The following is a 23,267-nucleotide window of genomic DNA, read 5'->3' on the forward strand; positions in this document are numbered from 1 at the left end:
TCGACTTCTCGATCGTGAAGCTTGGGGTTGTCATGAGAACCACACCGCGCCGGGTCCGGTGGCTCGTTCCGCTCGTCCTGCTCGTCGTATGGCTGGGGGTCGGCGGCGCGCTCGGGCCGTACGCGGGCAAGCTCGGCGAGGTCGCGACCAACGACCAGGCCGCGTTCCTGCCGCAGAGCGCGGAGTCGACCAAGGTGCTCAAGGCCCGCGAGGCGTTCGACCAGGCGGAGACCCTTCCCGCGATCGTCGTGTGGACGGCGGACGGCGGCCGGATCACCGACGCTCAGCGGTCCGCGGCCACCCGTGCGATCGGCGGTCTCGTGGGGCGGCCGGGGGTCGTCGGCACGCCGTCGCCCGCCCTGCCCTCCGAGGACGGGCGGGCGTTGCAGGCCGTCGTCCAGCTGGAACCCGGCCTCGGCGACGCGTTGCCGGACGTCCTGGGCGAGGTGGACGGGGCCGCCCGGAGCGTTCAGGGCGCCACGGCGCGGATCGCGGGACCGGCGGCGAGCCAGGCCGATCTGTCGGACGCCTTCTCGGGCATCGACGGCCTGCTGCTGGGCGTGGCGCTGGCCGCCGTGCTGCTGATCCTGCTGCTGGTCTACCGGAGCGTCCTGCTGCCGTTGCTGATCATCCTCGGGTCGGTCTTCGCGCTGGGCCTCGCGTGCGGGATCGTCTACGTCCTGGCCGACCACGACGTGGTCCGGGTGGACGGCCAGGTGCAGGGGATCCTCTCCATCCTCGTTATCGGCGCCGCGACGGACTACGCGCTGCTGCTGGCCGCGCGGTTCCGCGAGGAACTCGTCCTGCGGGAGGACCGGGCATCGGCCGCGCTGGCCGCCGTGCGCCGGTCGTTCGGCGCGATCACCGCGAGCGCGGCCACCGTGGCCCTCGCCCTGCTGGCCCTGCTCGCGAGCGACCTCACCAACAACCGTGCGCTCGGGCCGGTCGGCGCCGTCGGGATCGTGTGCGCGGTCCTCTCCAGCCTGACCTTCCTGCCCGCCGCGCTGGCGCTGCTGGGCGGGGCCGCGTACTGGCCCTCCCGGCCGAAGGCGGCGAACTCCCCCGGTTCGCCGGAGACTTCGGACCCGTCGGGCAAGGGGCAGGGGGTGTGGCGTCGGGTGGCGGCCGTCGTCGACGCCCGGCCCCGCCGCATCTGGGTGACGACCGCGATCGTGCTCGGCGTCTTCGCGGCCTTCGCGCCCTCCCTGTCGGCGAAGGGCGTTCCCCTCGACGAGATCTTCGTGAACGAGGCGCCCTCGGTCTCCGCCCAGAAGACGCTCGGGGAGCATTTCCCCGGCGGCTCCGGCAACCCCGCCGTCATCATCGCCGACGCCGACCACGCCACCCGGGTGCTGGCGGCGGCGAGGGACACCGAGGGCGTGGCGTCGGCCGGTGCGGTCTCCGCGTCCGGACGCCCGGGGGCCGGCGAACCCCTGGTCGTCGAGGGGCGGGTCCGCATCGACGCCACCCTCGACGCCGCGGCGGACAGCGACGCGGCCAAGGAGACCGTGGCCCGGCTGCGCGCGAACACGCACGCGGTGGCGGGGGCCGACGCGTTGGTCGGCGGGTACACGGCGCAGCAGTACGACACCCAGCAGACGGCCGCCCGCGACCGCATGCTCATCGTGCCCGTCGTGCTCGGCGTCATCCTGCTCATCCTGGTCCTGCTGCTGCGCTCCCTGCTCGTCCCGGTCCTGCTCGTGGCGACCGTCGCGCTCAACTTCCTGGCGACGCTGGGGGTTTCGACACTCGTCTTCGAGCACCTTCTCGGCTTCGGCGGAACGGACGCCTCCGTGCCCTTGTACGGGTTCGTGTTCCTGGTGGCACTCGGCGTGGACTACAACATCTTCCTCATGTCCCGGGTGCGGGAGGAGGCGCTGGCGCACGGCAACCGGCAGGGGGTGCTGCGCGGGCTGACCACGACCGGGGGAGTGATCACCTCGGCCGGGGTGGTGCTCGCCGCCACCTTCGCGGCCCTGATGGTGATCCCGCTGGCCTTCCTGGTGCAGATCGCCTTCATCGTGGCCTTCGGCGTCCTGCTCGACACCCTCGTGGTCCGGTCGCTCCTCGTCCCGGCGCTGGTGCTCGACATCGGCGCCCGGGCCTGGTGGCCCAGCGCCCTGGCCCGCGAGGACGTGGCGGGGCCAGCCGAGGAGGGGCGCCGGTGACGTGACGGGAGCGGGCGCGGCTCCGCCCCGGGAGCCGCGCCCGCCCGCCCCCGGGCCCGGGCCGGGGCGTCAGGCCGGCGGTGGGGCGGTCTTGGCGGCCACGGCGTCGAGGACCCAGTCCAGACCGGTCGCGAAGGCCGTCCCGGCGTCCACGTCCGCGCCGTCGTGCACGGCCCTGGTCAGCGCCGGGAAACGGCCGGTGGCCAGCATCCTCGTCAGCTGCGGGCCGGCGGCGCGCTGCCAGTCGTGCTTCGACAGGCCCGTGGCGCGCTCGGCCCGCAGGTTCGCGATCTCGCGCCGGATCGCGCCGGTGGAGTAGGAGTTGACGGTTTCCACCGCGCGCATGGCGGTGTCGATGTCGGTGAGGCCGTCCAGGGCGGACAGCGCGGCCTCGCCCACGGCGAGGGCGTTCGGGCCCAGGGCCGGGCGGCCGCCGAGCAGATCGGCCAGCCACGGGTGGCGGAGGGCGGCGTCCCTGGTGCGGTGGGCGAGGGTGCGCAGCGCCTCGCGCCAGTCGGCGGGCCGCCGAGGGGGGAGGATCTCGGCGTAGACCTCGTCCAGCATGAGGTCGAACAGCTCCTGCTTGGTGGAGACGTACCCGTACAGCCGCATCGGGCCCGCGCTCAGCCGGGCGGCGACCTTGCGGAACGACACCTCGTCCAGTCCGCCCCCGTCGGCCAGCGCGATGGCCGCCTCGACGATCCGCTCCCGGTCGAGCGGCACGGGGCGGGTCGGCGGCTCCGGCCGGTCCCACACACTCATGATTCACACCGTCCTGCTGCGATACATCGTATTGGAGGAATACAGTGTATCGCCATGAGACGTCGTATCGCTGTCATCGGGGGCGGCCCCGGAGGTCTTGCCCTCGCCCGTGTCCTGCACCGCCACGGCCACCCCGTCACCGTCCTCGAACGCGAGCCCGGCCCCGACGCCCGTCCCCCGGGCGGTGCGCTGGACCTGCACGAGGGGCTGGGCCAGCTCGCGCTGGAGAAGGCGGGGCTGCTGACGGAGTTCCGGGCGCTGTCCCGCCCCGAGGGGCAGGCCATGCGCATCCTGGACACGGACGGCACCGTGCTGCGCGACTGGCGGCCCCGTCCGGACGACCGGGCCAATCCCGAGATCGACCGCGGGCAACTCCGCGACCTGCTGCTCGGCCCTCTCGACGTCCAGTGGGGGCGGAGCGTGACGAAGGTGGTGCCGGGGGCCGGGGAGGGCACGGCGGTCCATTTCGCGGACGGGCGGCAGGAGACGTTCGACCTCGTGGTCGGCGCGGACGGCGCCCGGTCCCGGACCCGCCCGGCGGTCTCCCCGGTGACGCCGCACTACACCGGCGTCACCTACGTCGAAACCTCCCTCGACGACGTCGACACCCGCCACCCCGGCCTCGCCCGGCTGATCGGCGACGGCTCCATGGCCGTGTACGGGGTGAACCGGGCGCTCGTCGCCCAGCGCAACAGCGGCGGCCACGTCAAGGTGTACGCCCAGTTCCGCGCCCCGCTGGACCGGCCCGCGGACCTGGACCCGGCCGACGTCGAAGCCGTGCGGTCGAGCCTGCTGGCGCTGTTCGACGGCTGGGCCGCTCCCGTCCTCGAACTCCTCCGCCACGGCACCGCCTTCGTCCACCGCCCCCTTCACGTCCTGCCCGTGTCCCACACCTGGACCCACGTCCCCGGGGTGACGCTGCTGGGCGACGCCGCCCATCTGATGCCCCCGCTGGGGGCGGGCGCGAACCTCGCGATGCTGGAAGGCGCCGAACTCGCCGAGGCCGTCGCCGCCGGCCCCGGAGACCTGGACGAGGCGGTGCGCGCCTTCGAGGAACGGATGTGGGCGCGGGCCGCCCGGTGGGCGAAGATCACGACGGCCGGTCTGGAACGCCTCGTGAGCCCGGACCCCGCCGAAGCCCTCGCCCTGTTCGACCGGGTCCAGCCGGTCTGACCGGCCGGGCGCGGGAACACCGGCGGCCCGTCACGGCGCCACGGGGGATTCGGTCCGGTCCACCTCCGGGGCCCGGCGCAGACCCCGCAGCGCGGGCGAGGCCATACCGGTGATCCCGGCCGCGCAGCCGATGACGGCGCACAACGCGATCGCGCTCCTGGCCCCGGCCGCGTGCGCGAACCAGCCCAGCGCGTTGTTCGCCACCACCAGTGCCAGGCTCTGCACGAGCGTCAGCAGCGACTGGATCCGGGACAGGTGGGTGTCCGGGGCGCTGGCCAGGACCAGCGGGCCCATGTGGCACGCGAACATGCCCGACCCCGCACCGACGACCCCCGCCGAGGCGACGGCCGCGGCGGGGACCGGGGCCGCCGCGAGTCCGGCCAGCCCCGCCGCGGCGAGCGCCAGGCCCAGGCTCGCGCCCACGCCGATCCGGCGCATGGGCCCCAGCCGGGCGGCCACCAACGCGGTCAGCAGCATTCCGGCACCCTGGCCCGCGGCGACCAGGCCCGCCGAGCCCGGCCCCCAGCCGTCGGAACGGGCCAGCAGCGGGCCGAGCAGGGCAATCGCCGGCAGCAGCCCCGCCGCGGCCGCCGCCGTCAGCAGCAGCGCGGCTCGAAGGACGGAGTCCGTCGCGGCGGTCCGCACCCCGTCGGCGATCCCCGCGAGCAGACCCCCGGCGCGGGGGGACCTGCCGGCCCCGGCCACCGGCCGCACCCACACCATGACGGCCAGGACGGCGGCGAAGCTGACCGCGTCGACCAGGGCCGTCCCGCTCAGGCCCGCCATCGCCACCAGCACCGCCCCCAGCGGGGCCCCGAGCAGGGCGGCCACCTGGCCACCGGCCTGTTGCAGGGCCATGGCCCGGGGGAGTTGTTCCCCGCTCACCAGGCGGCGCGGCATGGAGCCCGTCGCGGGGAGGTAGAACGCGTCGACGGTCCCGACCACGACGGCGAACCCGACCAGCATCCAGGGCGGCGTCCCCCAGAGCCGGGCCGCCACGGCCAGGGCGAGTACGGTCGCGAGCATCGCCACATCGCCGGTGATCATCATGCGCCGGGCGCCGAAGCGGTCGCCCACCGCCCCGCCCAGCAGCAGGAACAGGGTCCGCGGCAGCGTGATCGCGGTCAGCACCAGGGCGGCCGTCCGGCCGCCGTGAGCACTGGCCGCCCAGCCGAGCGCGAAGTGGAGGGCCGCGTCACCGACCAGGGAGACCCGGGTCCCCGCGAGCCAGTACAGGTACGGCCGGGGGAGAGCGGTGCGCGCGGAAGGGGAAGCGGTGGTTTTCGTGATGCCGGGTGATGCCATGGCCGCGACCGTAGGGCCCTCCAGTTGGTCGAGGTCCAGTGACGACCTGTCAGATGGTGGGGGACCGGGACGTCGGGGAGGGGTGGGGCCACGGAAGGTTGTGGGTCTTCGGCATCATGGGAGGCATCACCGGTCGTGCGGTCCCGCTCCGCCGGTGGCATCCGTCCCCCGCCCTTTTCGCCCACCGCCGATGAGTCCCATGAACCCCGAGATTCCCGAGACCCCCGCGCCGGATCTCACCGTCGACGGCACCGGCCTGCTCTGCGTCACCCTCCTGCTGCGGCTGCGCAAGCAGATCGACGGCGCGGAGCCGGGCACCGTCGTCCACGTCATCGCCACCGACCCGGCCGCCCCGCTCGACCTGCCCGCCTGGTGCCACATGACCGGCCACGACTACCTCGGTCCCGTCCCCGGCGTCGAGCAGCCCGTGTACGCGCTCCGGCTGGCCGCCGATGCGCTGTCCACCCGGGCCGACGCACCCTGGCATCCGGCCGCCCCGTCGGCCTTGTGAGGCCGCGCGGGCCGGGGAAGCCGCCGCCGGGCCGGCCCCGTTCAGCGCGGCGTCACCCAGTCCGGCGTCCAGGTCCCGGCGGCGTCGCGGCCGGTCGCCGTCGTGGCGGCCAGGTGGGCGCGGAGGGCGGCGAGCGCCGGGTGGGGGTTGTCGCGGTGCCAGAGGAGCGAGTGCGGGTAGACCGGCATCGGGTCGGTGACCGGGATGAGGCGCAGGCCGTGGCCGGTGGGCCAGACGAGGCGGGTGTTCCCGCCCATGAAGGTGGCCAGGGCCGGGGTGTCGGCGATGGTGTCGAGGAGCGCGTCGGAACCGAAGTTGGGGCCGGTCGCCTCGATGGTGAGGCCGAACTCGGCGACGAGGTCGTCGTAGTAGGCGCCCCACTCGGTGCCGGGGACGATGCCGGGCATCCAGATCCGGTGCCCGGCGAGCTGCTCGACGGTCACCGACCGGGCGCCCGCCAGCGCGTGGTCCGGGCCGGTGAGGAGCTGGAGCGGCTCGTCGAGCACCCGGACCGACTCGATGTCCTCGGGCAGGGGCCGGCCGGGCGCGGCGACGGCGCGGAAGGACGCGTCGATCGTGCCGGAGCGGACGGCGGCGACGGCCGTCCCGATGTCGAACAGCATCACCACGTCGAGCTCGATCTCGGGCCGGGCGCGGTGGAAGTCGCGCATCAGGCCCGTCGCCGCGCCGCGTGAATTGATCACGTCGACGCGCAGCGGACGGCGGCCGGTGCCCACGGACGCGACCGCGCGTTCGGCGGTGCGCAGCAGCTCGCGCGCGTGGGGCAGGAACGCCTGCCCGTCGATGGTGAGCCCGGAGCCGCGCGGGGTGCGGGTGAACAGCCGCACCCCGAGATCGCGCTCCAGCGCGGCGATGCGCTTGGAGACGGCCTGCTGGGTGATGGCCAGCTCGGCGGCGGCCTCCTGGAACTGCCCCGCCTCGGCGGCGGCGACGAAGGTCCGGACGGCTTCGATGTCCATGCCGACACCCTAATGACGCAACCATTGGTTGTGGCCCGGCGGCCTTTCAGTTGTTTGATCCCGGACCGGGGCCCTCGCTTTGATGCTTCCGGTCGCGGACCGGTTGTACGGGCGAGCAGCGAGGGGCATCGGGCATGGGGAGCGGACACCGGCTGGGGCGGCGGTTCGGATGGCTCTGGGGAGCGTACGGGACCAGCGCGCTCGGCACGTGGCTCGCCTTCGGCGCGTTCCCGCTGATCGCCGTCCAGGTGCTGCACGCCGGACCGGCGGAGGTCGCCGCGCTCTCCTCCGCGGGGGCGGCGGTGGGGGCGGCCGTGGCGGTGCCGCTCGGCCCGTGGGTGGAGTTCCGCCGCAAGCGGCAGGTGCTGATCGCGACGGACCTGGTGCGGTTCGCGGCGCTGCTGACGATTCCCGCCGCGTTCGCGCTCGGCGTGCTCACCTTCCTCCAGCTCCTGCTGGTCTCGGTCGTCGTCGCGGCGGCCGACATCACCTTCCGCGCCGCCTCCGGCGCGTACCTGAAGACCCTGCTGCCGGCCGAGGACCTGCTCGTCGCGAACGCCCGCTTCGAGGCCACGTCCTGGACGCCCACGATCATCGGGCCGCCGCTCGGCGGCGCGGCGATCGGGCTCCTGGGGCCGGTGGTGACGGTGGTGGCCGACGCGGTCAGCCACCTGCTCTCGGCCCTGGGCATCCGCGCGGCGGGCGGGGACGAGCCGCGGCCCGAACACCGGCAGGCCGCGCGGATGCGGGCCGGGGACCTGCTCGACGGGTGGCGGTACATCCTCGCCGACGCGACGCTGCGCCCGTTGTTCTTCAACACCGCCCTGTTCAACGGCCTGGTGATGGCCACTCAGCCGCTGCTGGCCGTCCTGATGCTCGGTCGGCTCGGGTTCGCGCCGTGGCAGTACGGCCTCGCCTTCGCCGCGCCCGCACTCGGCGGACTGCTCGGATCGCAACTGGCCCGGCCGCTCGTCACCCGGTTCGGGCAGCACCGGGTCCTGGTCGGGAGCGGGGCGCTGCGCGCGATCTGGCCCGTCGGCCTGGTTCTCCTGGGACCGGGCACCGGGGGGCTGCTGCTGGTCATCGGCGTCGAGTTCGGGCTCATCCTCTGCTGCGGGGTCTTCAACCCCGTCCAGTCCACCTGCCGCCTCCGGCGCACCGCGACCGACCGGGTCACCCGCACCCTGACCGCCTGGGCGGTGACGACCAAGGGCTCGACCGCGCTCCTGACGGCCCTCTGGGGCGTGCTGGGCGGCCTGCTCGGCCCGCGTACGGCCATCGGCCTGGCCGGGGTGCTCCTGCTGGCGACCCCACTGCTGCTGCCCCGCCGCGCGGCGGAACATCCCGCCGGGCCGGCACCGGAACCGGACCCGGTGGAGATTCGGAAGCCGTCACCGTGAATCGAATCGGTCCGTCGGGGCTCCTCGGGTCAGAAGGGTGCGCCAGCGGTCGGCCGACTCCAGCAGGTCCAGGCCGATCCGCTCCAGGAACGCCCCCGTCCGGGCCGTCCGCCGCCCCACGAGGTCGTCGGGTCCGGCCTCCTCCGCCGAGGCCAGTGCGGCCCGCGCCGTCTCCAGCGTCTGCCGTGCGCTGAGCACGACGGAGCGGTACCAGGCATCGTCGTCGATCACATAGACGTCGCGGCGCCGCTGCGGATCGCGCTCGCGCCGGACGTAGCCGTGCCGGACGAGGTAGTTCACGGCCACGGAGACGGAGGCGGGGCTGACCTTCAGCCTGCGGGTCAGCTCGGCCGCGGTGCGTCTGCCGTCCTCGGACCGCAACAGGTCCAGGTGCACGCGCGCCGTGATCCTCGGCAGCCCCGCCCGGACCGCCATCTCGACGATCTCCTCTTCCGCCCCGCCGCCCTCCGGCGGCCCGTCCGCGCGCGGGGGCTTCGGGGTGCCGCGCCGGGCCCGGCGGGCCGTCGCCCGCTGCGCCTGCTGGGGCCGGTAGTCGTGGGGGCCGCCGTTGCGTCCGATCTCCCGGCTGATCGTCGAGGTCGGCCGGTCGAGCCGTCTCGCGATCTCGGCGTAGGAGAGTCCATCGGCGATTCCGGCCGCGATGCGCTGGCGGTCCTGCTGGGTCAACCGTCCTCCTGGCATGCCGTCAGTATTGCCTTTGCCGTCATTCATTGCAACGCGATATTGCGTTTGGGGTCAGCGTCATTGCATCAATTTCTAGCTGCTGACCTGCGAAAATTTGTTTCTCGTAATTGACAGCCCTTCTGGGTGCGCCGTAGCTTTCAGGCATCGTAAAACGCGTAATATCGCGAGATGGGGGAACGGTCATGAGCGAGTCACTGCACACCGTCGCGACGATGCCGGCGGCGCGTCGGCCCGGCTGCCCCTTCGACCCGCCGACGGAGCTGATCGAGGCCCAGGGGCACGGTCCGATCAGCCGCTACACCTTCCCCGGCGGGCGGCCCGGCTGGCTGGTGACCGGGTACGACCAGGTCAGGGCGGTCCTTGCCGACCAGCGGTTCAGCTCGCGCAAGGAGCTGATGGTCCACCCGACCATCGACTACGGGGACATCGAGGCGCCCCCGGCGCCGCCCGGCGAGTTCCTCCTCATGGACGAACCCCGGCACAGCCGCTACCGCAAGCCGCTGATGGGCAAGTTCACCGTGCGGCGGATGCGGCTGCTGACCGAACGCATCGAGCAGATCACCGCCGAGCACCTGGACGCCATGGCGGAGGCCGGGCCGCCGACGGACCTGGTGACGGCGTTCGCCAACCCCATCCCCGCCGTCGTGATCTGCGAACTGCTGGGGGTGCCGTACGAGGACCGGGACTCCTTCCAGGAGCAGGTCCGCTCGTTCATGGACGGGGAGACGAGCGACGAGGAGATGATCGCGGCCTACACCTCGACCCAGCACTACCTCGCGGAACTGGTGGCGGCCAAGCGCGCGAACCCCACCGACGACGTGCTCAGCGACCTCACCGACAGCGACCTCACCGATGAGGAACTGCGCGGGATGGCCCTGATCCTGCTGGCGGCCGGGCTCGACACCACCGCGAACATGCTGGCCCTCGGCACCTTCGCGCTGCTGCGCCACCCCGGGCAACTGGCCGCGCTGCGCGCCGATCCCGGACTCACCGACCGGGCCGTGGAGGAGCTGCTGCGGTACCTCGCCGTCGCCAAGACGTTCATGAGGACGGCGCTGGAGGACGTCGAGGTGGGCGGGCAGCTCATCGAGGCCGGTTCGCCGGTGATCCTGTCGTACAACACCGCCAACCGCGACCCCGGGCGCTTCGCCGACCCCCACGTGCTCGACCTGGGCAGGCAGGACGGCGGACACCTCGCCTTCGGCCACGGCATCCACCAGTGCCTGGGACAGCAACTGGCCCGCGTCGAACTGCGGGTCGCGTTCCCCGCCCTGCTCGACCGCTTCCCCACGCTGCGCCTGGCCGTACCGCCGGAGGAGGTCCCGCTGCGTCCGGAGGCCGCGGACATCTACGGGGTGAAGAGCCTCCCGGTCGCCTGGGACGCGTGACCGATGAGGCCCCCCGGCGGACGGGCCGGGCGCTCCCGCCTCGTGGACGACCGCCGGGGGGCGGCCGTCCGCGGGAGACGGTCCGGTGGGCGGCGTCCGGCCGTCCACCGGACCGGTGCTGCTCCCGCGCTCTGCCGCGGCTCCGCTCCCGCCCCGTTCCCGCTCCGCCTCAGCCCTGCTTCCGGCGCACCAGCTCGGCGATCCAGACGGGTGCGAACGGGGACGTGCAGCCCGGGGGAGTCGGGTAGTCCTTGAGCACTTCCAGCCGCTCACCGATGTCGATCGCGCGGGCGCGGTACTCGGCGTGGTCGATCCCGATCCGCGCCAGGCAGTGGTTCATCGCCCACTGCAGGCGGTCCGGGGCGTCCTTCATCTCCGCCTCGACGGTGTCGAGCAGCCCGCCCAGGTCGAGGCCCTCGGGCTTCTTCGCCACGCGCTCGGTGGTCAGCGCCCACCCGGCACTCGCGACCACCGGATCCGGATCGGCGGACCAGGACAGGCGCAGCTCCTCGGCGTACGGGCTCTTCTTCACCACGTAGTTCACGAACCAGTCGTGCACCTTGGGGGCACGTGCCTCGCGCACCATGGCGTCCAGCTCGTCCCGCCCGAACTCCTTCGGGCGGCAGACCAGGACCGCCAGCAGCCCGGCCGCGGTGTCGTCCGTCGCCCAGAGCTGCCGGGCGAGCTCCTGCTGCGTCCTCAGCCGCTTCGCGAGCGCACGCAGCCTGCCGAGGTTCACCCCGTGGTCGTCCCCGTGCCTCTCGTTCACCGCACGGACCTTCGGGTCCTCCAGCCCGGCCAGCTCGGCCATCACCTCGGCCAACGTCGTCCCGGCCACCGCGGCCCCCTGTCCCTCGCGCACGGAATTCAGCCTACGGCTGCGGGGGCGCGAGGGGGTGGTCGCGGGCGGACGACTGCTCGGGCGATCACGGGAGCCAGTGGAGGGCCTCACGCCAGCCGGGCCGTCCGGCGGCCCAGTCCTGAACCACCTTGGCCACCGGCTCCACCGAGAAGTCCCCCCGGTCCCGGGGCATCCACGCCTGGAAGTGCCGCTCCGGCCCTCCCTCGCGGTACTCCACCTGATAGCTCAGGTCGTCCTCCAGGTACACCTGTATGTAGTGCTGGCCCTCGGGCTCCAGGTCGAGCCGGTCCACGATGACGAACCGGCAGCCGAGGCTCATGTCGGCCAGCAGGTCGTGCAGTTTCTCCTCGGACGGGTCGTCCCAGGCGGTGTCGTCCGCCTCGACCGCGCGGATCACTGGTTTTGTCATACGGGCGACCCTACGGGCCGCCCGTACCCTGCCACCACCGCCGGATGCCGTGTGGCGCGGCCCGCGCTCAGCTCAGGCTCTCCCGCCACGCCCGGTGCAGTCCCGCGAAGCGGCCGGTGCCGGCGACGAGGGCGGCGGGAGTGCCGTCCTCCACGATGCGGCCGTGCTCCATCACCAGGACCCGGTCCGCGATCTCCACGGTCGACAGGCGGTGGGCGATCACCACCGCGGTACGGCCGTGCAGCACCGTGTCCATGGCCCGTTGCACCGCGCGTTCGCCGGGGACGTCCAGGGAACTCGTCGCCTCGTCGAGGATCAGCACGGCCGGGTTCGCGAGCAGGGCGCGGGCGAACGCGACCAGCTGGCGCTGACCGGCCGAGATCCGGCCGCCCCTCTTGCGCACGTCCGTGTCGTACCCCTCGGGCAGTCCCGCGATGAAGTCGTGCGCGCCGATCGCCCTGGCGGCCCGCTCGATCTCCTCGCGGGTCGCGTCCGGGCTGCCGATCGCGATGTTCTCGGCGACCGTCCCGGAGAACAGGAACGCCTCCTGCGTCACCATCACCACGCCCCGGCGCAGCTCGGGCACGGCCAGGTCCCGCAGGTCCGTCCCGTCCAGCAGCACCCGGCCCTCGGTCGGGTCGTAGAAACGGGCCAGCAGCTTGGCGAGCGTCGACTTGCCCGCCCCCGTCGAACCGACCACGGCCACCGTCTGACCGGCCGGGATCTTCAGGTCGAAGCGGGGCAGCACCTCGCCGCCCGTGCGGTAGGCGAAGCTCACCCCGTCGAAGACGACCTCGCGGCCCGGGTGCTCGCCCGGGAGGGCGGGCAGCTCGCGCGGCTCGGCGGCCTCGGGGACGGACGGGGTCTGGGCCAGCAGACCCGCGATCTTCTCCAGCGAGGCCGCGGCCGACTGGTAGGAGTTGAGGAACATCCCGAGCCGGTCGATCGGGTCGTACAGCCGGCGCAGATAGAGCACGGCCGCGGCCAGCACACCGAGCGCCAGGGTGCCCGACGCCACCCGGTACGCGCCCCACAGCACGATCCCGGCGACCGCCGTGTTGGCGACCAGCCGGGAGCCGACGACGTAGCGCGCCATCTCCAGCATCGCGCTGCCGTTGGCCCACTGGTGCGTCTCGTTGAGCTTCTCGAAGTGCGCGTCGTTGGCGCTCTCGCGGCGGAACGCCCGGACGGGGCGGATGCCGTTCATCGTCTCCGCGAACTTCACGATGACCGCGGCGACAGCCGTCGACCGCTCCGTGTACAGCTTCCCGGCCCGCCGCTGGAAGATCCGCACCAGCAGGTACAGGGGCACGAAGGACAGCACCGCGACCGCGCCGAGACCGAGGTCCAGCCAGAGCAGCGTCAGCGAGATCGAGACGAAGGACAGGACGATCATGACGAGCTCCTGGAGCCCCTCGTCGAGCAGCTCGCGCAGCGATTCCACGTCCGTCGTGGAACGGGAGATCAGCCGGCCAGAGGTGTAGCGCTCGTGGAAGTCCACGCTCAGCGCCTGCGAGTGGCGGAAGATGCGCCCGCGCAGATCGAGCAGCACGTCCTGGTTGACCCGGGCGGAGGTCCGGATGAACGTGTACTCCATGGCCCCGGCCGTCACCGAGCACAGCGCGTACCCGACGGCCACCGCGATCAGCGGCCCGTACTCCTCGTTCCGGAAGGCGGGCACGCCCCGGTCGATGGCGTACGCCACGAGCAGCGGACCCGCCTGGATCGCGGCCTGCTGGACCAGCAGCAACAGCGCGGCCACCGCCACCCGCGCCCTGAACGGCCGCAGCAGCGACCCCAGCAGGGCCCGGGTCGCCCCCGGCGGGGTGGGCAGGTCATCCCGGTCGAACAGGTCCCCGTCGTCCGTGGGGGACAGTTCCTCGGGCTCGTCGGGCACGGGCCGGTCGGTGCGCCCCGTCGTCGTGGTGGTCATCGGGTGCTGCCCTTCTCGACGGCGGTGGAGGCGGGAGTGGGGGCTTCGGGTGCGGGGGCGCCGGTTCCCGGTGCGGTGTCGGCGCCCGACATCAGCCAGGCGTACTCCGCGTTGTCGCGCAGCAGTTCCTGATGCGTGCCGACGGCGGCGATCCGGCCCCGCGACAGCAGCGCCACCCGGTCCGCGAGCATCACCGTGGAGGGCCGGTGCGCCACCACGATCGCCGTGGTCCGGGCCAGCACCCGGCGCAGGGCGGCCTCCACCAGCGCCTCCGTGTGCACGTCCAGCGCGGAGAGCGGGTCGTCGAGCACCAGGAACCGCGGCCGGCCGACCACGGCACGGGCCAGCGCGAGCCGCTGGCGCTGCCCGCCGGAGAGGCTGAGCCCCTGCTCGCCGACCTGGGTGTCGGTGCCCTCGGGCAGGTCGTGGACGAAATCGGCCTGGGCCACCGACAGGGCCCGGTGCAACTCGTCCTCCCCGGCACCCTCGGCGCCCATCAGGACGTTCTCCCCGACGCTCGCCGAGAAGAGCGTCGGCTCCTCGAAGGCCACCGACACCAGCTCGCGCAGCCGTTCGCGGGGCAGGGCGGTGATGTCCGTACCGTCCAGCAGGATGCGGCCCGCCGTGACCTCGTGCAGCCGGGGCACCAGGGCGGTCAGGGTCGTCTTGCCCGAACCCGTGGCCCCCACCAGCGCCATCGTCTCGCCGGGCCGGACCCGCAGATCGATCCGGGCCAGCACGGGCGCGGCATCGGCATCCGCGTCGGGATAGCGGAACTCCACCCCTTCGAAGACCAGTTCGCCGACCGTTTCGCCCCGGTCCGGGACGTCCGGCCGGGAGGAGGCGTCCGGCGTGCCCGTCCCGTCCTCCTCGGTCGCGTCCATCACCTCGAAGTACCGCTCGGTCGCCGTCGCCGACTCCTGACTCATCGCCAGCAGGAAGCCGATCGACTCGATCGGCCAGCGCAGGGCGAGCGCCGTGGAGAGGAAGGCGACCAGGGTGCCCGCGGAGAGCCCGCCGTCCGCGACCTGGACCGTGCCGAGGACCAGCGCCGCGCCGATGGCCAGCTCGGGAATCATGGTCATGCTGGCCCAGATGCCCGCCAGGAGACGGGCCTTGCCCAGCTCCGTGGCGCGCAGCCGCTCCGACAGGGTGCGGAAGGCGAGCGCCTGGCTGCGGTGCCGGCCGAAGCCCTTGATGATGCGGATGCCGAGCACGCTCTCCTCGACCACCGTCGTCAGATCACCGACCTGGTCCTGCGCCCTGCGCGCCACGGCCCCGTACTTCGTCTGGAAGAGCGAGCAGAGGAACACCAGCGGCACCACCGGGACGAGCAGCACCAGCCCCAGCGTCCACTGCTGGCTCAGCAGGATGACGAAACCGACCAGGATCGTCGTCCCGTTGACCAGGAGGAAGGTCAGCGGGAACGCCAGGAACAGGCGCAGCAGCATCAGGTCCGTCGTACCGCGCGAGAGCAACTGCCCCGACGCCCAGCGGTCGTGGAAGGCGATCGGCAGCCGTTGCAGACGCCGGTACAGATCGGCGCGCATGGTCGCCTCCACCCCGGCCAGCGGACGGGCCACCAGCCACCGGCGCACCCCGAAGAGCCCGGCCTCCGCGAGGCCCAGCAACAGCAGGTACAGCGCGCCGAGCCAGACGCCCCCGGGATCGCGGTCCGCCACCGGGCCGTCGACGATCCACTTCAGTACGAGCGGGATCACCAGGCCGATGCAGGAAGCGACGATCGCCACCACGGCGGCGCTGAACAGGCGGACGCGCACCGGCTTCACGTACGGCCACAGCCGCAGCAGGGTACGGGTGGCGGACCGCTTCTCGGGCTCTACGTTTTTCTCGGGCATCACAGGCGAGCCTACGGTTCGCCCCTGACATCGCTCATGTGGTTTTCCGGCCGCCGAAAACGCCGGGGCTCCGGAACCTCCCTGGTCGTACCCCGTATCAACCGATCGGCTGATGCCGCTTCGAGCGTGATGGCCGATGGTGCGCCGGTCCCCGCGCCGCGATTCTCGGGGGCATGGCAATCATCGAAGTGGACGGGGTGCACAAGGCGTACGGCGGGCGCCGGGTGGTCGACGGGGTGAGCTTCACCGTCGAGGAGGGCGAGATCTTCGGCATCCTCGGGCCCAACGGAGCCGGCAAGACCACCACCGTCGAATGCGTCGAGGGACTGCGGGTCCCCGACGGGGGAACGGTCCGGGTGGCCGGGCTCGACCCCGTCGCCGACCACGACCGGGTCACCCGGCTGCTCGGCGCCCAGCTCCAGGAGAGCGAGCTGCAGCCCAAGATCACCGTGGCCGAGGCGCTGGAGCTGTACAGCGCCTTCCACCCGGACCCCGCCGACCGGCACGAACTCGCCGAGCGGCTCGGGCTGCACACCACGTACGGCACCCGGTTCGCCGCGCTGTCCGGCGGCCAGAAGCAGCGGCTGTCCATCGCGCTCGCCCTGATCGGCAACCCCCGGGTGGTGGTCCTGGACGAACTGACCACCGGCCTGGACCCGCGGGCCCGCCGGGACACCTGGAAGCTGATCGAGGACGTGCGCGACAGCGGTGTCACCGTCCTCCTGGTCACGCACTTCATGGAGGAGGCCAACCGGCTCTGCGACCGGATCGCCGTGATCGACAAGGGCCGGGTCGCCGCCCTCGACACCCCGTCCGGCCTGATCCGCCGGGCGGCCGGTGCCACCGTCATCGCCTTCACCCCCTCCCGGCCGCTCGCCGACGCCGAACTGACCCCGCTGCCCGGCGCGGTCCGCGTGACGCGGAAGGACGGGCGGGTCACCATCGACGGCACCGACGAGACGGTCAACGCGGTGATCTCGCTGCTGGCCCGCCGCGGCATCACCGCACACCAGCTCCGCGTCTCCGAGGCCACGCTGGACGACGCCTTCCTCGACCTCACAGAACAGGCGGCCTGAGATGACCACGGCGAACCCGGCCGGAACCACGCCCGCACCGGCATCCGCCCCGATGCCCGCACCCGCCTCCGCGCGCAGGGCGGTCCTCGGGGCCGAGACGCGGCTCTTCCTCCGCGAACCCGGCAACCTGTTCTGGATCCTCGTCTTCCCGACCGTCCTGCTGACGATCCTCGGCCTGATCCCGTCCTTCCGGGACCCCGACGAAGCGCTCGGCGGACGCCGGGTCATCGACCTGTACGTACCGGTGGCGGTGCTGCTCGGCATGATCATGGCCGGGCTCCAGGCGATGCCGCCGGTCCTCACCGGCTACCGCGAACGCGGCATCCTGCGCCGGATGTCCACCACGCCGGTACGCCCGTCCGCGCTGCTCACCGCGCAGATCGCCCTGCACGGCGCCGCGTCGCTCGGCTCCGCCGCACTGGCCATGGGCGTCGGCCGGATCGCCTTCGGCGTACGCCTGCCCGGACAGCCCCTCGGCTACGTCCTGGCGCTGCTGCTGGCGACGGCGAGCGTCCTCGCCCTCGGCTCGCTGCTCTGCGCCCTCACCCGGACCGTCAAGGCGTCCACCGCGATCAGCTCGATCGTCTACCTCGCGATGATGTTCACCGCCGGGGTCTGGATCCCGGTGCAGTCCATGCCCGACACCCTCCGGCACATCGTCCAGCTCACCCCGCTCGGGGCGGCCTCCCAGGCGCTGGACCGGGCGATGGCCGGCGGCTGGCCCGACTGGACGTCCCTCGGCGCGATGGTGCTGTGGACGGGCCTGGTGACGCTGCTCGCGACCCGTCTGTTCCGGTGGGAGTGAGACCGCCGCGGGGCTGACCGGAAGGGGCCCGCTCGGGGACACTGCCGCCATGAACACAGGGGACACGGTGGGGGACGCGACGGGCCGGACGGGCGGGAAGGGGGCGGCCGGGGGCGGCACGACGACCGCCGAGCAGTGGTGGGAACGGTTCTTCGCCTACGGGCCGTACGGCCTGCTCGGCCTGGGCAGCGCCGTCTCCGTCGTCACCGCCGAACTCATCATGTCCCGCCCGAAGGTGTACGCCGCCGCGGCACTGGTCCCGTGCGCGCTCGTCCTCCAGCTCTGGTGGGGGAGGGCCCGCCGGTCCCGCCCCCCGAGATCGCGGGCGGCCCAGTGCTACTTCGTCGTCCGCACCCTGCTCGCCCTCGGGCTGACCTGGTGCAACCCGTTCTTCTCGATGTACGCCGTCCTCGGCTACTTCGACGCGGGCCGGCTGCTTCCGCCACGTGCCTTCCGCCCCGGGCTGCTGGCCGTCGCCGCGATCATGGCGGGCTCGCAGAGCGGCGGCGAACTGCCGCCGGCCTCCCTCATGAACTGGGTCGCCTTCGGCGTCCTGTTCGCCCTGCACGGAACCCTCACCATGGTCTTCGCCAAGATCGGCGACCACGAGGCCGACCACGCCCGCGCCCAGACCGACACCATCGCCGAACTGGAGTCGGCCAACGCCCGCCTCGAACAGGCCCTGGCGGAGAACGCCGGGCTGCACGCCCAACTCCTGCTCCAGGCACGCGAGGCGGGCGTCGCCGACGAGCGCCGCCGGCTCGCCGCCGAGATCCACGACACCCTCGCCCAGGGGCTGATCGGCATCATCGCCCAGCTCCAGGTGGTGACCTCGGTCGGCGACAGCGACCCGGCACTGGCCCGGCAGCACCTCGACCGCGCCGCCGACCTCGCCCGGCACAGCCTCGGCGAGGCCCGCCGCTCCGTCCATAACCTGGTCCCCGTCGCACTGGAACACGACGACCTGGCCGGCGCCCTGGAGAAGACCGTCACCGACTGGGCGGAACACCACGCCGTACGGGCCGGGTTCACCGTCACCGGCACCGTCGAGCCGGTCCACGACGAGATGGCCGCCACCCTGCTCCGGATCGCGCAGGAGGCCCTCGCCAACACCGGCCGCCACGCCGGGGCGTCCCGGGTCGGCGTCACGCTGTCCTTCATGGGCGACGAACTCACCCTGGACGTCCGGGACGACGGCCGCGGCTTCGTCCCGGACTCCCTGCCGCCGTACCGGGGCGCGGGCGGATTCGGCCTCGGCGGCATGCGGGCCCGCGCCGAACGCGTCGCGGGCACCGTCGAGGTGGAGAGCGAACCGGGGCACGGCACCGCGGTCAGCGTCCGGGTTCCCCTCTAGAACCGCCCGGACCGGCCCGGACCGGACGAAGGCCCTGGTCCCGGGCCACCGATGACCAGTACGGTTGGCCTGCCATGCCGGAGGAGACCGCACACGTGATCACGCTCGTCGTCGTCGATGACCATCCCGTCGTACGGGACGGTCTGCGCGGCATGTTCGACTCGGCCCCGGGCTTCGAGGTGCTGGGGGAGGCGTCGAACGGGGTGGAGGGGGTCGAGCTGGTGGCCCGGCTCGATCCCGACGTCGTCCTGATGGACCTGCGGATGCCGGGCGGCGGCGGGGTCGCCGCCATCACCGAGCTGACCGCCCGCGGCGCCCGGTCCCGGGTGCTCGTCCTCACCACGTACGACACCGACACCGACACCCTGCCCGCGATCGAGGCCGGAGCCACCGGCTACCTCCTCAAGGACGCGCCCCGCGACGAGCTGTTCACCGCCGTCCGCGCCGCCGCCGACGGCCGTACCGTGCTCTCGCCCGCCGTCGCGACCCGGCTCGTCTCACGGGTTCGCACCCCGGCGCCCCCGGGCGGCGAATCGCTCTCCGGCCGCGAGCGCGAGGTGCTCGAACTGGTCGCCCGGGGCACCTCGAACCGGGAGATCGCCGCCGAACTGTTCATCAGCGAGGCCACCGTGAAGACCCACCTCACGCACATCTTCGCCAAGCTGGGCGCCAAGGACCGGGCCGCCGCCGTCGCGGTCGGCTACGACCGGGGCATCCTCGGCTGACCCCGGCCCGGCTTCCGGCACGGCGTGTCCCGCCGCCCGTGCACCCGGGAGGCCGTACCCCACGTTTCCCCGGCCGGTCCCGGTCGTTTGGGGGGACGTGAAACACGTAGCGAAGAGAGCGAAGAGGACGGTGGCGGGCTCGGCCACCGGACCGGCCCGGGCGGGACTGCTCGCCGTACTGGCCGTACTGGCCGTGCTGACCGGCTGTTCCGGGGTCGGATCGATCTTCAGCGGGAAGGCCCGCCCGCCGCAGGAGGCGATCCTGATCACCCCGGAGGACCGGGCGAAGGACGTCGGCCCGGACGACCGGGTGGAGGTGAGGGTTCCGGACGGGCGGCTGCAGAGCGTCCGGGTCACCCGGATCGAGGACGCGCAGCGCCGGGAGGTCCCGGGCCGGATCGCGGACGACGGCCGGTCCTGGAAACCGGGGAAGGGGGCGGCCCGGCTCGGGCTCGCCGCCAAGTACAGCGTCGACGCGGTGGCGGTGGACGACTCGGGCAACCGCACGGCCCGCCACACCACCTTCACCACGGCGGTGCCCGCACACCGCTTCATCGGCTACTTCAAGCCGGAGAACCGCGCCACGGTCGGCACCGGCATGATCGTCTCGTTCGACTTCAACCGCCCGATCACCGACCGCGCGGCCGTGCAGCGGGCGATCCGGGTGACGTCCGACCCGCCGGTCGAGGTGGTGGGGCACTGGTTCGGCGCCGACCGCCTCGACTTCCGCCCCCAGGAGTACTGGAAGCCGGGCACCGAGGTCACCGTCGTGGTGGGGCTGCGCGACGTGGAGGGCGCGCCGCACGTGTACGGCTCCCAGGACAAGACGATCGCCTTCGAGGTGGGCCGCTCCCAGACGTCCGTGGTCGACGCGGCCGCGCACACCATGGAGGTGCGCCGCGACGGCCGGACCGTCACCACCTTCCCGATCACGGCGGGTTCGCCCGGGACGGCCACGTACAACGGGAAGATGGTGGTCAGCGAGATGAACGAGGTGACCCGGATGGACGGCCGCACGGTCGGCTTCGGCGGCGAGTACGACATCGCGGACGTCCCGCACGCCCTCCGGCTCACCGATTCCGGCACCTTCCTGCACGGCAACTACTGGTCGGACGAGGACGTGTTCGGCTCGGACAACGTCAGCCACGGCTGTGTGGGGCTGCTCGACGTGAAGGGCGGCGGCGACGACACCCCGGCCGGCCGGTTCTTCGACCGGACCCTCATCGGCGACGTGGTCGAGGTCGTCAACTCCGCGGACAAACAGGTCGCGCCGGACAACGGCCTCGGCGGCTGGAACCTGGACTGGGCCCACTGGAGGGCGGGCTCCGCCCTGCGCTGAAGACCGTCCCCGTCCCGGGAGCCCCCCGCACGCCCCGGCCCCGTCCCCGGCCTCTCCCCGGCCCGTCCCGGGAGCCCCTGCCGGCTTCCGTCCCCCGCCCGGCTCCGCCCCTGCTCGGCCCCCTTTTCCGCCCCCTGGTGAACTTGGGACTGAATGGTGACATCCAGGGGGTCATTTCCACATGTCCGGTGTGATTATCTTTCGCTGAGCGTGCATATGCAGCGCGCGGGGGAGGGAGCCTCAGGGCTCCCGGGGCCATGGCGGGGCCAGGCCGTGTGAGGGGAGACGACCACATTGAACGGGCAGCCGATATCGGGGACATCGGCCGGGGCGAACGGCAGACGGGGCAGGCGAGGAGCCACCGGACCGCTGGCTCTGGTGCTGGGCGCGATGCTGATGATGGTGACGGCGTGCGGCGGGGGAGACGACGCCGGCAAGGGTGGCAAGGGCGGGGGGAAGGCCGAGGACACCTCGGCCTCGCAGGCCGTGGTGAGCGTCGCGCCCAAGGACGGCGCCGACTCCGTCGCGACCAGCGGGGTGCTGAAGGTCTCGGCCGAGCAGGGGAAGCTGACCACGGTCAAGGTCTCCGACCCCAAGGGTGCCGAGGTCGAGGGCAAGATCGCGGCCGACGGCGCGAGCTGGACGCCCGACCAGCACCTGGCCGCGGCGACCAAGTACAAGGTCCACGCCATCGCCGAGGACTCCAAGGGCCGTGAGTCGGCGAAGGACACCAGCTTCACCACGCTGGTCCCGCAGAACACCTTCATCGGGCAGTACACCCCGGAGGACGGCTCCACGGTCGGCGTCGGGATGCCCGTCTCGATCCACTTCACCCGGGGCATCACCGACCCCGAGGCCGTCGAGAAGGCCATCAAGGTGACGGCCGAGCCGTCCGTGGACATCGAGGGCCACTGGTTCGGCAACGACCGCCTCGACTTCCGTCCCGAGAACTACTGGGCCTCGGGCACCAAGGTGACCGTGAAGCTCAACCTCGACGGCGTCGAGGGCCGGCCGGGCGTGTACGGCAAGCAGGCCAAGACGATCTCCTTCACCATCGGCCGCAAGCAGATCAGCACCGTCGACGCGAGCACGCACCGGATGAAGGTCGTCCGCGACGACAGCGAGATCAAGGACATCCCGATCTCCGCGGGCGCCCCGGCCACCACCACGTACAACGGCCAGATGGTCATCAGCGAGAAGCTCAAGGTGACCCGGATGAACGGTGACACCGTCGGCTTCGGCGGCGAGTACGACATCAAGGACGTGCCGCACGCGATGCGCCTGTCCAACTCGGGCACCTTCCTGCACGGCAACTACTGGGGCGACCCCAGCATCTTCGGCTCGACCAACACCAGCCACGGCTGCGTCGGTCTGCAGGACGTGCGCGGCGCCTGGAGCAAGAAGACCCCGGCCGCCTGGTTCTTCGACAACTCGCTCATCGGCGACGTCGTGATCGTGAAGAACTCGAAGGACAAGACGATCCAGCCGGAGAACGGTCTCAACGGCTGGAACATGAGCTGGGCGGAGTGGACCAAGTAGTCCCCCTCCCGTACGCGAGGCCGAGCGGGCCCGGTGCCGTGATCCACGCCACCGGGCCCGCTCGGCCGTTCCCGGTCCGTCTAATCTGCCTCCCATGACAGCGAATCTCGAAGTACTCGACGGCGTCGGCACGATCCGCCTGGACCGTCCGCCCATGAACGCCCTGGACGTGGCCACCCAGGACCGGCTGCGCGAACTCGCCGAGGAGGCGACCCGCCGCGACGACGTGCGCGCCGTGGTCATCTACGGCGGCGAGAAGGTGTTCGCGGCCGGCGCGGACATCAAGGAGATGCAGGCGATGGACCACACGGCGATGGTCGTGCGGTCCAAGGCGCTCCAGGACTCCTTCACCGCCGTGGCCCGCATCCCCAAGCCCGTCGTCGCCGCCGTCACCGGTTACGCCCTGGGCGGCGGCTGCGAGCTGGCCCTCTGCGCCGACTTCCGGATCGCCGCCGACAACGCCAAGCTGGGCCAGCCGGAGATCCTGCTCGGCCTCATCCCCGGCGCGGGCGGTACCCAGCGCCTCGCCCGGCTGATCGGCCCCTCCAGGGCCAAGGACCTGATCTTCACCGGCCGTCACGTCAAGGCCGAGGAGGCGCTGACGATCGGTCTGGTGGACCGCGTGGTGCCCGCCGCCGAGGTGTACGAGCAGGCGTACGCCTGGGCCGCCAAGCTGGCGAAGGGCCCGGCGCTCGCGCTGCGCGCCGCCAAGGAGTCCGTCGACGCCGGGCTGGAGACGGACATCGACACCGGGCTCACGATCGAGCGGAACTGGTTCGCCGGACTGTTCGCCACCGAGGACCGCGAGCGCGGAATGCGCAGCTTCGTGGAAGAGGGCCCGGGCAAGGCCAAGTTCCTCTGACCGAACGCCAGTTGGGTACAGAACAACGCGGGTTCATCCGTGCGGGCGGATCGGCCGGGTTCCGGTGACACCTCGGGGCCCGGCTTTTCGCAAGACCCGCCACCCCCGTCCG

The 23,267-nt window shown here is 72.8% G+C and carries 20 protein-coding genes; 12 read left to right on the top strand and 8 right to left on the bottom strand.

What is annotated here, in order from left to right; all coding sequences use genetic code 11:
• Positions 1-32: 32 nt before the first annotated feature.
• Positions 33-2,168, top strand: a complete 2,136-nt coding sequence (locus ACFYW1_RS12470; protein WP_388990687.1) for an MMPL family transporter — start codon at positions 33-35, stop codon at positions 2,166-2,168.
• A 69-nt stretch (positions 2,169-2,237) separates the two neighbouring features.
• Here the strand turns inward: ACFYW1_RS12470 and ACFYW1_RS12475 are convergent, their stop codons facing one another.
• Positions 2,238-2,930 carry a TetR/AcrR family transcriptional regulator gene (locus ACFYW1_RS12475; RefSeq protein WP_388990689.1) on the bottom strand — a complete coding sequence of 231 codons (693 nt, stop codon included), beginning with the start codon at positions 2,928-2,930 and terminating at the stop codon, positions 2,238-2,240.
• A 54-nt stretch (positions 2,931-2,984) separates the two neighbouring features.
• On the opposite strand from ACFYW1_RS12475, the gene ACFYW1_RS12480 reads away from it, so the two are divergent.
• Entirely contained in the window at positions 2,985-4,103 is a 1,119-nt protein-coding gene (locus ACFYW1_RS12480; protein ID WP_388990691.1) for an FAD-dependent oxidoreductase, read from the top strand.
• Positions 4,104-4,133: 30 nt separating this feature from the next.
• Here ACFYW1_RS12480 and ACFYW1_RS12485 read toward each other — a convergent pair whose 3' ends face one another.
• A complete protein-coding gene (locus ACFYW1_RS12485; RefSeq protein ID WP_388990693.1) occupies positions 4,134-5,408 on the bottom strand; it encodes an MFS transporter in 1,275 nt (424 codons plus the stop codon).
• Between the two features lie 199 nt (positions 5,409-5,607).
• Between ACFYW1_RS12485 and ACFYW1_RS12490 the strand changes: the two genes are divergently transcribed.
• Entirely contained in the window at positions 5,608-5,919 is a 312-nt protein-coding gene (locus tag ACFYW1_RS12490; protein ID WP_388990695.1) for a sulfurtransferase TusA family protein, read from the top strand.
• Positions 5,920-5,960: 41 nt separating this feature from the next.
• On the opposite strand, the gene ACFYW1_RS12495 is transcribed toward ACFYW1_RS12490, so the two are convergent.
• Positions 5,961-6,899 carry a LysR family transcriptional regulator gene (locus ACFYW1_RS12495; protein ID WP_388990697.1) on the bottom strand — a complete coding sequence of 313 codons (939 nt, stop codon included), beginning with the start codon at positions 6,897-6,899 and terminating at the stop codon, positions 5,961-5,963.
• Positions 6,900-7,033: 134 nt separating this feature from the next.
• On the opposite strand from ACFYW1_RS12495, the gene ACFYW1_RS12500 reads away from it, so the two are divergent.
• Positions 7,034-8,299 carry an MFS transporter gene (locus ACFYW1_RS12500; protein WP_388990699.1) on the top strand — a complete coding sequence of 422 codons (1,266 nt, stop codon included), beginning with the start codon at positions 7,034-7,036 and terminating at the stop codon, positions 8,297-8,299.
• Here the strand turns inward: ACFYW1_RS12500 and ACFYW1_RS12505 are convergent.
• Entirely contained in the window at positions 8,291-8,986 is a 696-nt protein-coding gene (locus ACFYW1_RS12505) for a helix-turn-helix domain-containing protein (RefSeq protein WP_388990701.1), read from the bottom strand. The two genes, ACFYW1_RS12500 and ACFYW1_RS12505, sit on opposite strands and share 9 nt — an antisense overlap.
• Positions 8,987-9,186: 200 nt before the next feature.
• Between ACFYW1_RS12505 and ACFYW1_RS12510 the strand changes: the two genes are divergently transcribed.
• Positions 9,187-10,392 (top strand): cytochrome P450, encoded by a 1,206-nt coding sequence (locus tag ACFYW1_RS12510; RefSeq protein WP_388990703.1) that lies wholly within the window; start codon positions 9,187-9,189, stop codon positions 10,390-10,392.
• A gap of 169 nt (positions 10,393-10,561) precedes the next feature.
• Here ACFYW1_RS12510 and ACFYW1_RS12515 read toward each other — a convergent pair whose 3' ends face one another.
• From ACFYW1_RS12515 to ACFYW1_RS12530, 4 genes are all read right to left on the bottom strand, one after another.
• Positions 10,562-11,203, bottom strand: a complete 642-nt coding sequence (locus ACFYW1_RS12515) for a DNA alkylation repair protein (RefSeq protein WP_388990797.1) — start codon at positions 11,201-11,203, stop codon at positions 10,562-10,564.
• A 115-nt stretch (positions 11,204-11,318) separates the two neighbouring features.
• A complete protein-coding gene (locus ACFYW1_RS12520; RefSeq protein ID WP_388990705.1) occupies positions 11,319-11,663 on the bottom strand; it encodes a hypothetical protein in 345 nt (114 codons plus the stop codon).
• Positions 11,664-11,730: 67 nt separating this feature from the next.
• The gene (locus tag ACFYW1_RS12525; protein ID WP_388990707.1) at positions 11,731-13,596 is read right to left on the bottom strand and encodes an ABC transporter ATP-binding protein; all 1,866 of its coding nucleotides are present in this window, start codon (positions 13,594-13,596) and stop codon (positions 11,731-11,733) included.
• Positions 13,593-15,455 carry an ABC transporter ATP-binding protein gene (locus ACFYW1_RS12530; RefSeq protein ID WP_388990710.1) on the bottom strand — a complete coding sequence of 621 codons (1,863 nt, stop codon included), beginning with the start codon at positions 15,453-15,455 and terminating at the stop codon, positions 13,593-13,595. The genes ACFYW1_RS12525 and ACFYW1_RS12530 overlap by 4 nt, the downstream gene beginning before the upstream one ends.
• Before the next feature lie 173 nt (positions 15,456-15,628).
• Between ACFYW1_RS12530 and ACFYW1_RS12535 the strand changes: the two genes are divergently transcribed.
• The 7 genes from ACFYW1_RS12535 (at position 15,629) to ACFYW1_RS12565 (ending at position 23,155) form a co-directional block, all read left to right on the top strand.
• Complete coding sequence (locus ACFYW1_RS12535; protein ID WP_388990713.1) at positions 15,629-16,531, top strand: ATP-binding cassette domain-containing protein; 903 nt, start codon at positions 15,629-15,631, stop codon at positions 16,529-16,531.
• A gap of 1 nt (position 16,532) precedes the next feature.
• Complete coding sequence (locus ACFYW1_RS12540; protein ID WP_388990715.1) at positions 16,533-17,336, top strand: ABC transporter permease; 804 nt, start codon at positions 16,533-16,535, stop codon at positions 17,334-17,336.
• Between the two features lie 49 nt (positions 17,337-17,385).
• Positions 17,386-18,690, top strand: coding sequence for a sensor histidine kinase (locus ACFYW1_RS12545; protein ID WP_388990717.1), 1,305 nt, complete (start codon positions 17,386-17,388; stop codon positions 18,688-18,690).
• Between the two features lie 74 nt (positions 18,691-18,764).
• Positions 18,765-19,415 carry a response regulator gene (locus tag ACFYW1_RS12550; RefSeq protein ID WP_388990719.1) on the top strand — a complete coding sequence of 217 codons (651 nt, stop codon included), beginning with the start codon at positions 18,765-18,767 and terminating at the stop codon, positions 19,413-19,415.
• Between the two features lie 97 nt (positions 19,416-19,512).
• On the top strand, positions 19,513-20,754 hold the full coding sequence (locus tag ACFYW1_RS12555; RefSeq protein ID WP_388990721.1) for an Ig-like domain-containing protein: 1,242 nt from the start codon (positions 19,513-19,515) through the stop codon (positions 20,752-20,754).
• Between the two features lie 294 nt (positions 20,755-21,048).
• Positions 21,049-22,293 (top strand): Ig-like domain-containing protein, encoded by a 1,245-nt coding sequence (locus ACFYW1_RS12560; protein ID WP_388990723.1) that lies wholly within the window; start codon positions 21,049-21,051, stop codon positions 22,291-22,293.
• 94 nt (positions 22,294-22,387) lie between these two features.
• The gene (locus ACFYW1_RS12565; protein ID WP_148839325.1) at positions 22,388-23,155 is read left to right on the top strand and encodes an enoyl-CoA hydratase/isomerase family protein; all 768 of its coding nucleotides are present in this window, start codon (positions 22,388-22,390) and stop codon (positions 23,153-23,155) included.
• The last annotated feature ends 112 nt before the right edge of the window (positions 23,156-23,267 follow it).

It is taken from the genome of Streptomyces sp. NPDC002669 (genome assembly GCF_042889165.1).
In the GTDB taxonomy this organism is placed as follows: domain Bacteria; phylum Actinomycetota; class Actinomycetes; order Streptomycetales; family Streptomycetaceae; genus Streptomyces.

Coding starts and splice junctions, on each gene's coding strand:
- ACFYW1_RS12500 (WP_388990699.1), top strand. CDS start 7,034: ATGGGGAGCGGACACCGGCTGGGGCGGCGGTTCGGATGGCTCTGGGGA.
- ACFYW1_RS12535 (WP_388990713.1), top strand. CDS start 15,629: ATGGCAATCATCGAAGTGGACGGGGTGCACAAGGCGTACGGCGGGCGC.
- ACFYW1_RS12495 (WP_388990697.1), bottom strand. CDS start 6,899: ATGGACATCGAAGCCGTCCGGACCTTCGTCGCCGCCGCCGAGGCGGGG.
- ACFYW1_RS12515 (WP_388990797.1), bottom strand. CDS start 11,203: ATGGCCGAGCTGGCCGGGCTGGAGGACCCGAAGGTCCGTGCGGTGAAC.
- ACFYW1_RS12525 (WP_388990707.1), bottom strand. CDS start 13,596: ATGACCACCACGACGACGGGGCGCACCGACCGGCCCGTGCCCGACGAG.
- ACFYW1_RS12475 (WP_388990689.1), bottom strand. CDS start 2,930: ATGAGTGTGTGGGACCGGCCGGAGCCGCCGACCCGCCCCGTGCCGCTC.
- ACFYW1_RS12490 (WP_388990695.1), top strand. CDS start 5,608: ATGAACCCCGAGATTCCCGAGACCCCCGCGCCGGATCTCACCGTCGAC.
- ACFYW1_RS12510 (WP_388990703.1), top strand. CDS start 9,187: ATGAGCGAGTCACTGCACACCGTCGCGACGATGCCGGCGGCGCGTCGG.
- ACFYW1_RS12545 (WP_388990717.1), top strand. CDS start 17,386: ATGAACACAGGGGACACGGTGGGGGACGCGACGGGCCGGACGGGCGGG.
- ACFYW1_RS12520 (WP_388990705.1), bottom strand. CDS start 11,663: ATGACAAAACCAGTGATCCGCGCGGTCGAGGCGGACGACACCGCCTGG.
- ACFYW1_RS12480 (WP_388990691.1), top strand. CDS start 2,985: ATGAGACGTCGTATCGCTGTCATCGGGGGCGGCCCCGGAGGTCTTGCC.
- ACFYW1_RS12470 (WP_388990687.1), top strand. CDS start 33: ATGAGAACCACACCGCGCCGGGTCCGGTGGCTCGTTCCGCTCGTCCTG.
- ACFYW1_RS12485 (WP_388990693.1), bottom strand. CDS start 5,408: ATGGCATCACCCGGCATCACGAAAACCACCGCTTCCCCTTCCGCGCGC.
- ACFYW1_RS12530 (WP_388990710.1), bottom strand. CDS start 15,455: ATGCCCGAGAAAAACGTAGAGCCCGAGAAGCGGTCCGCCACCCGTACC.
- ACFYW1_RS12550 (WP_388990719.1), top strand. CDS start 18,765: ATGCCGGAGGAGACCGCACACGTGATCACGCTCGTCGTCGTCGATGAC.
- ACFYW1_RS12540 (WP_388990715.1), top strand. CDS start 16,533: ATGACCACGGCGAACCCGGCCGGAACCACGCCCGCACCGGCATCCGCC.
- ACFYW1_RS12565 (WP_148839325.1), top strand. CDS start 22,388: ATGACAGCGAATCTCGAAGTACTCGACGGCGTCGGCACGATCCGCCTG.